Source organism: uncultured Bacteroides sp. (assembly GCF_910578895.1).
GTDB lineage: Bacteria > Bacteroidota > Bacteroidia > Bacteroidales > Bacteroidaceae > Bacteroides.
The window spans coordinates 1-602 of sequence record NZ_CAJTSC010000114.1; the positions used below are offsets into that span (position 1 = coordinate 1).

At 49.7% G+C, this 602-nt stretch carries 1 protein-coding gene; it reads left to right on the forward strand.

Annotation, left to right across the window (positions count from 1 at the left end; translation table 11 throughout):
- Window positions 1-164: 164 nt before the first annotated feature.
- Window positions 165-602, forward strand: a 438-nt coding sequence (locus QZ327_RS14385) for a hypothetical protein (RefSeq protein WP_294620416.1), incomplete at its 3' end; no start/stop codon positions are given.

The following is a 602-nucleotide window of genomic DNA, read 5'->3' on the forward strand; positions in this document are numbered from 1 at the left end:
CTTCCTACAGATGAATTACTTAACCACATAAATGATTGAATTTAAATTATTTAATAGTTAGAAAATATATTCCTTAAGTATAGTTCCACTAATTTCTCGCAAAAATAGAGGAAATACCTTGATAAAACAAGGGATTAAAGAAATAATTCCTTAATCGGCAGGCAATGAAATCTGCAGGGCGACGTTTTCGCCGGACCTTGACGTGCATCCGTGCCGCAACCGGACGGAATGCCCATATAACCGAATTGGAACGATGCTGTGCCACCGGATTGGACTGGTGCTGTGGCGGCATGATGATTAAAGGTCCTTTAATGCCATTTCACCATAGGCAGGAGAGGGGCGCATGCGGCGGCGTGCGGCATCCCGAATTATACAGGCTGCCTGGCACGGGCGGCAGGTGCGGGCAATTAATTATCCGGCGAGGACCACGGTTTTTTCATTTGCAGGAGCTGAAGGGAGTTGGAAGGAGTTGTATCCCTTCGGGACAGGAGTCGAAAGCCGGCGGCTATACCGGGGAGACAGGACCGGAGAGACCGCGCAGGCAGGCGGCGGAAGCGGACAAACGGAAACGGACCGGTGAAGAACAAACGGATAAGAACAGG